This is a genomic window from Geminocystis sp. GBBB08 (genome assembly GCF_016743215.1).
Taxonomy (GTDB): Bacteria; Cyanobacteriota; Cyanobacteriia; order Cyanobacteriales; family Cyanobacteriaceae; genus Geminocystis.
Map to the genome: position 1 here is coordinate 1 of NZ_VRZC01000159.1, position 8,924 is coordinate 8,924.

Genomic DNA, 8,924 nt, shown 5'->3' on the forward strand with positions numbered 1-8,924 from the left:
TGACAATGAAAATAGCTTCCATTTCGCTAGATTGATTAACAATTTTCTCAAGTAATTTAGTTAATGGCATATTTTTTTTCTTTTCCTAATTCGATTCAGTAAATTGCTGATTAAGCAAGAATTATAATCATCTTAGTTTATCTTTGAGTATATTTTCTGACTAATGATTAACTGATAAGCAGATCAAATTAAATAAAAGAAAGTTCGTAGTTACCCCTAATGGTGTTTAAAACGTTCTTGAAATAAGGGCTGAAGCCCTCACTACTAAACCAGTCTATTTTACATTTAATTAAGTGGGGCTACTTAACTAGAGCAGGAATACAGAATTAAGAATGCAGAATGCAAAACGGAAAAGCCTTGATATTACTGATTTTTGACCATTTGTTAGTTGGTTAATTATTGTCACTCACCTGCACTAAAAATATTTTTTCTTCAATTTCTACAAAATTCTAGATTTTTACTCCTAATTTATCTTGTGACATCTAGTTAAAGGATAAATTATTACTATGGAATTTTTTGACAATAAAGCTCAACAGGCTAAGGATTTCTTGATTCGCATACTCAAAACTTTAGATAGAGAAGCGAGAATTCTTGGTAACAGTTTGAAAAACGCTCTTGTGGGTAAATATATTATCGGTGGTGCTGTCGATTTGGTTTTTGACAGTATCGAAAAACTCAAAAAACTTGGTAGTAGAGAAGCTAAACTCTTAAAACACGCTATAGGTTCTGTTCTTGGTCATGCTTTTAGTGCTATGCACCAGAAAACAACATGGTCTGATATTGCTACAAGTCAATCTTTTAATAGTTTAGCAACTTTATTTGAGGAAATAATGCACCTTGAAGATCATGTCAAGATTGGCATCAGAACTACAATTAATTATCTCATTGTCGATCGTCATTTATCTGTTACCGCTTAATTTTAAGTAAATATAAGTTTAACCAAAGAAAATAAACTATTAACCTTAATTAACTTATGATTCTGAGTCTTAAGTTCTATTGAATACTATATTCACTATTTTTCTTGGTTATAAGGCAGTTTTTTAATGAACAAAACAAATTGATCATCTTTTGCTGAAATTATCAGTTAAGGTGATCAAAATAGCATCAACAAAGTCAATTAAGTTTAATTACCATTGATTACTTAATTTGCTATTGGTTTTAATCACATCTTTTTTATATTGTTTAGGAATTTTAAACCCATGAGCGAAAACACAGAAATTCATTATTTAGCGGCAGATGTCGGTGGTACAAATACTCAAATCTGCCTTGTTGATAGCACATCTACAGTTATCAAACAGCATATCTACAAAACTCAAGATTACCCTAGTTTATCGGCTATTGCTAAAGATTTTGTCAAAGATCAACAATTACCTATCAAGGGTTGTTTTGCTTTAGCCGGTGCTGTTATTGATGGTAAATGTAACCTAACCAATGTAGGATGGCAAGAATTGAATCAAGAAACTCTCTCCCAAGAATTAGGGTTTGAAGTTACTTTAATCAATGATTTTGTCGCTTTAGGTTACAATATTGCTTTTGATAAAAATAAATTAGCAACTTTCACCTTACAAACAGGCAATTATAGTGTGTCGTCTCCGATCGCTATCATCGGTGCAGGGACTGGTTTAGGTAAATGTTTTTGTATCCCCGTAGGCGGTAAATTCCTTGTATTCCCCTCTGAAGGCGGACATGGTGACTACGCTAGTCGCAATACCGATGAGGATAACATCTTAACCAGTTTAAGACCTAAATATCAAGCACTTTGCCAAGAGAAATTTAATCTTTCTTCAGAGCAAGTTAAACATCTCTCAGTGGACGAAGAAGCTATACTTTCAGGTCCTGGTATTGCTGATATTTTCCATGTCTTAAAAGCCGATTTTCCTGAGTCTCTAGCTGAAAAAATTAGTGCTTTACCTACGGATCAACAACCAGAAGCGATCGCCATTTCTGCCAACAAAAAAACCAACGCTTTAGCAGAGAAAACCATGGAGGTTTTTATTGAGGCTTACGGAGCAATTTGTGGTAATTTTGCCGTTAATTTATTGCCTTTTGGTGGTTTATATATTGCCGGAGGAATTGCCGCTAAAAACCTTGATTTAATCCAGGGGAAAAAAGACTTATTTCTTAACGCATTTAATACTAAAGTGCGTGTTAATCCTGAACTTTTAAAACGAGTACCAATTGAAATTGTTACCGATGAATTATCAGGTTTACAAGGGGCAATTAATTACGTTACTAAAATGTAAATTATTCGCTTTTAAAGGTTTTTATTGACAGATAAAAGCTCAATTAATATTATAGTCATTTTAAATAAGAATGAAACTGTTTAATAACATTAAAAATCATCAAATATCATGATTAGTGGACGGTGCCTCGCCCTATAATTTTTTAAAATTGTCTCAACTTTAATTGAAATTACTATAGTTTTTAATACTCCATTGTTGATGATAAAATTGAGCTAATTAATAGGGATTTTGGTAATCTTTAAATAACAACCAATATCCCTTTTTTATGCTAAAGATAATAGTTTTAAACTGAGATATTGCATGACTTATATTCATACCTAATAAACAAAACTGAGAAAATCAATTTCTATATTGTTGTGATATACTAAAAATACTTAATAAACAAACACCAATCACTATAATTAGACAACCCAAAAACCTTTGCTTAATGTTTTTTTCGTGAAAGAGGAAATAGCCATATCCCACACTCATCAATAAACTGCTTTGTTTTACTGCCACTGAGTTTGCCGCTACAGTGGATGCGATCGCCATAACATGACACCACATATCAACGGCTTTTAAGCCACCTAATAAGGTTAATTTAGCGAGATTAGCCTTTAATTTAGATAACCAATTAGGTGAACAAACTATCACTATGGGAAATGACATTAAGGCGGTACAAAAATAGAGAGAAGCTGAAAAAAACAAAGGTGAGGAATTTTTTTCCCCAATTTTATCAAAAGAAGTAGTCAAAGCCCACAGAAAAGCTACTATTAAGATTAATCGAGAAGATTGAGTGGTAATTAATGACTTTAAGGGAGCAAAATAATTGTTTTCTTTAGGGTTTAAATTCAAAAAATATGCACCCAAACAAATTAATAAAATACCTAAAAATTGAACTCTTGAAGGAAACTCATTTAAAAGAAAAGGGGAGGCAATAACTAAAAATAAGGGCGAAAAACCTATTAACGGTATGGTTAGGGATATATCCCCAAAACGCAAAGCCTTCATGTAGAGGATTCCGCCGATAGTTGATAGAGTCGCATCGGCTAATAAAGCCCACCAAAAATCTTTCCCGATGGTAGGAATAGGATTGGGTGACAATAACAACCAAGGAAGGTAAATTATGAGAGTAAATGCCCTTAATGCCCACGCCACTAGATACTCGTCTAAAGGTTGATTCCCTTTATTGGTGATAATCTTGCTAAAAACATCTCGGAGAGACTCGAAAAAAGCTGCAGCAAAAGAAAAGTATAACCAACCCATAGAATTGACTCAAATGTTATTTAGTATTTATGTTCTGTGCAAGAACTGAGTAGAAGATTACATCCTTTTACGATCTTCAAGTCGTTTGTAAGCAAAAATTCCACTGGGAATTAATCCTGCGCTAATGATATTCCACGCTGCACCCCAAGCAACCGCATTTTCTATTGGATAAATATACACAGGTATTTTTTTTGTGTACTCTATAAAATTATTCTCTTGGTTAAAAAATGTTTCGAGAAAAATCTCTTTTAAACTAAAAGTATTATTTTCTAAAGAAAATTGACTATTATCTACTAATTTATCAAAAACTTCTTTTATCCCCCCAAGATAAATTCCATCTTTAGCCATATATGTTAAAGCTAATTCTCCCGCTTTTGCCCCCATAATACTAACAAAAATTTTTAAACTTTCAATACAGCAATGATCCCCCTCAATCGCTTTTTTTATAATAGGTTTTGGGTTGCTATTATCTTCATTTAATTCTCCCCTTAAATCCTCTGGCTCAGTTATTTCTTTATACTTGTAAGTTTTAAGAAAATTATAAATTCTTACCAATCCGGGCTCAGATAAAACGTACTCCCAAGTAATAGGTTGCTTGATAGGAGGAAGATCATTTTTATCTTCTAGAGGAGGACGATTTTTAAGTAAATATAGAAATAACTCTGCCTGTATTTCATCCACCGGTGCAAAACGTCCATGTCCACCTTCGCTGGAGTCCATTACTAATGTATTTTTGTCTTTACAACTTTTTAACTGCCCCAAACCCCCAGCTACCAATAAAACAGCTTTTACTTGCTTATCATTTTGTGTTTCTTGTTGTGTCGGTTGATAAAGAGTTTTGCAGATAGTAGATTCATCTTCTCTTAAAAAAATATTTTGAGCGATCGCCTCCATATCATTAACAAGAGATACTGGTAAATCCGTTAATTTTGGTTCACCCTCGGAATCAACTAAATGAGGACATAGCCATTTCTGTAAACCAGATTTAGATAGATTAACCTTTAGATTTATCGCATCACGAACAATAGTGGCTTCTAAATCCTTAGTGTCAGGATTTACTTTTACAGGTGCAGCAACACCAAAACAAGCGGCAAGTATTCTTTGATCTTTTTCATCTCCGTATTCATCTTCTTTACCGTAATAACATTCTGTTAATACTTCTGTGATTAGTTTTTTAGTATCTAAAATATGAGTACCATCTTCTGTTGTAACTAGATAATCTATGGTATTTTTAGTTTTACTTTGAGCAACTAAACGATCAATAGTTATACGTTTACCTTCTTTTTTTTGAGAGAAGATAGATATATCTATTTGTCCTCCCAATGAACCTGTAATTATTGTCATAATTTTTTCTAATTTAATAAAATATTAGTGATTAAATTAATTGTTAAGAAATATCAAAATTTTTTAGTATTATTTATGTGTTGTTTTAAGCATTTAATTTATTTATAATTCTTCCTGCAAACCTTGTTCAATGATTGGAATATTTTTCTGAACTTGAGTAAGAAATACTCCTAATGCTGGATCTTCCTTTGCTAAATAACATATAGCAAAAGGGACTTCATAAATTTCTGTAAAAGATATAATTATTGAGCGTTGTTCAAGCCAGTACAAAGCAAATTTGAATTGTCCTGAATTTGTTTGCTGACCAAATTTATTTAATGTCTTTGACGTAGGCTCTAGTTCTGAAAATAACTCTAACGCTTCTCCAGTGCTACCTATATATTTTAACTTGTCAAAGAATGATAAATCTGTTAACTGAGGATTATAGTAGTCAACGGTAATGTACTGTAAATTAACTAAAAAAATTCCTGCTATTTGTTGATTTTGATCGACAATTTCTTTTAATTTTTCATTTAAAGGCATAATTGATAATACTTCCCTATTCTTTTTATCAATATTAGGTGTTGGTTTTGGAGGAACATTCCCAGAAGTCTCCTTAGAATTTTTAAATTCTAAAGCCTCTTGATAAAATTGATCATCAATAGGATGATTTCTGAAATATTCCTCGTCCTTAATTATATAGTGATTTTCGGTAATGTAATTAACTAATATAGTGAGTCTTTTAATTTTTTCATTCTCATAGTTAACATTAGCAATATAACGTAAAGTTTTATCAGCCACATAAAGAGGATTATTTTTAAATTGACTCTCATCAGGAGAAGCTAATTTTAATAAACCCTTAATTAAATGAACTTTATCGTATATCTTTTCTTCTAATAAAATTATTCTGGTTGAGATTAATTCTTCAAACTCTTTTAGAGTGATTTTATCATCACCCATATCTTTCCAACTTAGAGAATACATAATATTTTCGGTAAACCAGTCTTGCGGTTGCTTATCTATTGGAAATAATGCTTCTGCAAAAAAGTACTTCTCAATAAATTGAAATATTTTTTCCGTTAAAGATTGTTCTTCTTTTGTCCAGTCAAATCTATCGTCATTATCACCAAATGAGTTTCTACCTGTCCAGAAAATCGTATTTTCAATGATTGTTTTAATGTGATTAGGAAATTTATGTTTAATAATATTAACAGTCTCTGTAAAGCGATCGCTTATAGTAAAATTAAAAATAGCCTGTACTTTTTCGAGATAATAACTATTATCATTTTCTTGAGCTTGAATAATTTGATTTTTAGTCCAATTTAAACTAAATATCTGTTTATAAATTTTGTTAACAACTTGATATTTATTTCTAGGTTTATCGCTATTATTTTTACTCAAATTATGTTCAACTATTAACCCTAAACTTTTTAAAACTTGTTCTTCACTTTGACTATTAAATGGTATCTCTTTTTTCTCTAAAATACGCACATAGGTAACTAACCACCAAAAATTATTTTTAAATTCATTGTTAAACTTATCATTAATTGATTTTAAAGAGTCTAAATATTCTATTTGTAAAGGGGTTAAACTTTCATCTTGTTGATAATCTTCTGTTAACTTTGTTTGCCAATTATCAATTAACAAATAACCTTTTACATCTGCCCAAAACTTATTAATATTTTCTTCAACTTCTTCTTGCATTTCTTTTTTATCATCGTCAGAAAGTTTACTTTCAGTTTCTCCTACATATTTTTGAGCTTTTAGGAAAATTTTGTTTTTTCTTTCTTCGGTAATATATTCAACTAATAACTCAACCAATGAACTGGATTTAGTATTCTCAAGAATCGTAAAAATTAACAGATAAACATTATCAGTTTTGTTGCGTAATTCTGACAAATTTTCTTTAATTAAAATACTAACTTCTTCTTTATCCTCCCTTGAATTTAAACCAGATATAAACCATTTTTGTTCCACTAAAAAATCAATGGTAAATTCATTGACAATTTCCTCTATTTTTGTATTTTCTATTTGATTATTCTCTTGAGCATCTTTCAATTTTTCTTGAATTTTTTGCAAAGTATATTGACAAATATCACCAGTTAGTTTAATTATTTCGGAAGATTTTACAGGAATATTTTTAAGCCATTTAATTAAATTCATAGCAACTAGAGGAGGATGATTGGTTAGGTTTTGTTTTTGTAAAGTAACAGATAAATCTGTTATTTTCTCAATAAACTCTTGATTATTTTGATTATTAAAGATTTCTATTTTACGAGTTTTTTCTGTTAAAAATTGATTCATATAAACCTCTGATAAAAGTTGTTAATTTATTCATAATTATAGTTGAAAATTAATTGATATACTTGAGATTAAGTACTTATGTTCTTCTTCAGACAATTTTTCTCCAGCTAAATGATTGATAATAGCTAATACTTCTTCTGAAGATAAAAGATATTTATTCTCTTGAGTAATTAACCACATCCCATATTTTTGTCCATAGCCTCTGATGTTAGGCAAAGTTTCCTCGATATAACTTGTTTGTTGAAATTCATTAGGATAAAGGTTAAGCATTTTTTCATAGATAGGATTAGATACTTCCAAATAAAAGCTATTAAAGTCTTCATTTAATCGCTTACTAACTAAACCTATTGATAAGAGAAAATTCTGTTCAGAGTTATTCTCATCATAGTTAACTCTTTTTCCTAATTCTTGAGATTGAGATGAAAGCCAAATTTTGCCATACATAACTAGCGAATTAAAAAGTTTATCTTGGTTTTCTTCTCCTAGAGTTTTAATCTTTTCCTTAACATTATCAATGATTCCTCTAAGATTTTGGTATCGCTCATCATTATTATAAGTGGGATCAGTCAAAGAATTTTTAACCAATTCATCAATTGATTTTTCATTAATATTTTGTGGTTGTAACAAGCTATTATTAAGAATTTCGATTAAACATTAAAATAAATCATTCTGGCGATTTGTCCAATATATAAACCTGTCAATAATTATTTGTTTTTTGTCATCCTCGTTAGTTTTAGTAATTTGCCTTTTCACATTTCTATATTCTAAGTCGCTTTCTTCTATAAAATTTGGTAAGTCAACTACTAATTGATATTTATTTTCTAAAGCTGTTCTCAATTGTTCACCATATAATAAATAGAAATTATCCTTTGCAATTTTCCAAGCGTTTTCTTTCCAATAATACCATTTTTCAGGTATCGATTTTAATTGTGAATCGATCCAAATATCATTGAATTTTCTATAGTAAATAGAATTATAAACTTTTAGATAATCTTGCCCATCTTCCACTATTTGGACTACTAAACCCGATAATTTTAAATAAATTTTTTCTTTTTCGGAAATATCACCAGCTAATATTATTCCTTCTCTTCTTATTCTTTTATAGATAGTCAATAAATTAGCTTTATATTGTTTGTATTGATTAATACGTTCTTCAATGCGTCTAAAATGAAGATTCTGAGTATTGATTAAATAAGTAGTTATTAATTGATCTATATTAGGATTTTTCTCATTCCTAAAATGTATTTTGTCACATAAAAATTGACTCAAATATGGCTGTCCACCTGTTTTCTCAATAATTTCTGTAAGTATTTCATGAGGGTTTTCCACTATTTTGGCTAATTCGTCAAATAAACCTTGTATTCCTTCTTCAAAGGTAAAACCTTTTAAATCAATAAATGTTGCATTATTAAACGGAGTTCTGTTTGTATCTGTCATTAAATCATTATGATCTGCAACTCCTAAAAAACAAAAAGCTAAACGATCTAGATTCGGGATATGAATTCTATCGTTGTAAAAGTCACGAATTAACGCAAAGAAATCATCTGTAGAAAACCGTAAACCTAAAACTCCGTCTATCTCATCAATGGTAATCAAAACATTTTTATCTTGATCTTCAGGGGGTAATAATGACCATAATTTAGATTGTATAAATTCTCCTAATTGCCCAATTAAACTTTTTTCGGTATCTCTAGGCTCGGGATTCCACCAGTTATGCAGATCAAAATCTAAATTTAATCCGTTGTCTTGAGCAATAATTGCTCTTATAATGCTACAATACCACCTTGATTCAGTCTGATTGTTTACGCC

The 8,924-nt window shown here is 30.2% G+C and carries 7 protein-coding genes; 2 read left to right on the forward strand and 5 right to left on the reverse strand.

Features of this window, described 5'->3' with window-relative positions; translation table 11 throughout:
• The first annotated feature begins 506 nt into the window (after nucleotides 1-506).
• Both FWJ34_RS15890 and glk read left to right on the forward strand, forming a co-directional pair.
• Complete coding sequence (locus tag FWJ34_RS15890; protein WP_308256320.1) at nucleotides 507-917, forward strand: hypothetical protein; 411 nt, start codon at nucleotides 507-509, stop codon at nucleotides 915-917.
• Between the two features lie 282 nt (nucleotides 918-1,199).
• On the forward strand, nucleotides 1,200-2,243 hold the full coding sequence (glk, locus tag FWJ34_RS15895) for a glucokinase (RefSeq protein ID WP_308256321.1): 1,044 nt from the start codon (nucleotides 1,200-1,202) through the stop codon (nucleotides 2,241-2,243).
• Nucleotides 2,244-2,582: 339 nt separating this feature from the next.
• On the opposite strand, the gene FWJ34_RS15900 is transcribed toward glk, so the two are convergent.
• From FWJ34_RS15900 to FWJ34_RS15920, 5 genes are all read right to left on the reverse strand, one after another.
• Nucleotides 2,583-3,488 carry an EamA family transporter gene (locus FWJ34_RS15900; protein ID WP_308256322.1) on the reverse strand — a complete coding sequence of 302 codons (906 nt, stop codon included), beginning with the start codon at nucleotides 3,486-3,488 and terminating at the stop codon, nucleotides 2,583-2,585.
• Between the two features lie 57 nt (nucleotides 3,489-3,545).
• Nucleotides 3,546-4,832, reverse strand: a complete 1,287-nt coding sequence (locus tag FWJ34_RS15905) for a glucokinase (protein ID WP_308256323.1) — start codon at nucleotides 4,830-4,832, stop codon at nucleotides 3,546-3,548.
• A 102-nt stretch (nucleotides 4,833-4,934) separates the two neighbouring features.
• Nucleotides 4,935-7,115 (reverse strand): hypothetical protein, encoded by a 2,181-nt coding sequence (locus tag FWJ34_RS15910; protein ID WP_308256324.1) that lies wholly within the window; start codon nucleotides 7,113-7,115, stop codon nucleotides 4,935-4,937.
• A gap of 36 nt (nucleotides 7,116-7,151) precedes the next feature.
• The gene (locus tag FWJ34_RS15915; protein ID WP_308256325.1) at nucleotides 7,152-7,742 is read right to left on the reverse strand and encodes a hypothetical protein; all 591 of its coding nucleotides are present in this window, start codon (nucleotides 7,740-7,742) and stop codon (nucleotides 7,152-7,154) included.
• 27 nt (nucleotides 7,743-7,769) lie between these two features.
• Nucleotides 7,770-8,924 (reverse strand): AAA-like domain-containing protein (locus FWJ34_RS15920; RefSeq protein WP_308256326.1); only part of this gene is annotated, 1,155 nt, incomplete at its 5' end.

What these genes read in the sequence shown, in the direction of transcription:
- glk (WP_308256321.1), top strand. Translation starts at nt 1,200, where the DNA reads ATGAGCGAAAACACAGAAATTCATTATTTAGCGGCAGATGTCGGTGGT.
- FWJ34_RS15900 (WP_308256322.1), bottom strand. Translation starts at nt 3,488, where the DNA reads ATGGGTTGGTTATACTTTTCTTTTGCTGCAGCTTTTTTCGAGTCTCTC.
- FWJ34_RS15890 (WP_308256320.1), top strand. Translation starts at nt 507, where the DNA reads ATGGAATTTTTTGACAATAAAGCTCAACAGGCTAAGGATTTCTTGATT.
- FWJ34_RS15905 (WP_308256323.1), bottom strand. Translation starts at nt 4,832, where the DNA reads ATGACAATAATTACAGGTTCATTGGGAGGACAAATAGATATATCTATC.
- FWJ34_RS15910 (WP_308256324.1), bottom strand. Translation starts at nt 7,115, where the DNA reads ATGAATCAATTTTTAACAGAAAAAACTCGTAAAATAGAAATCTTTAAT.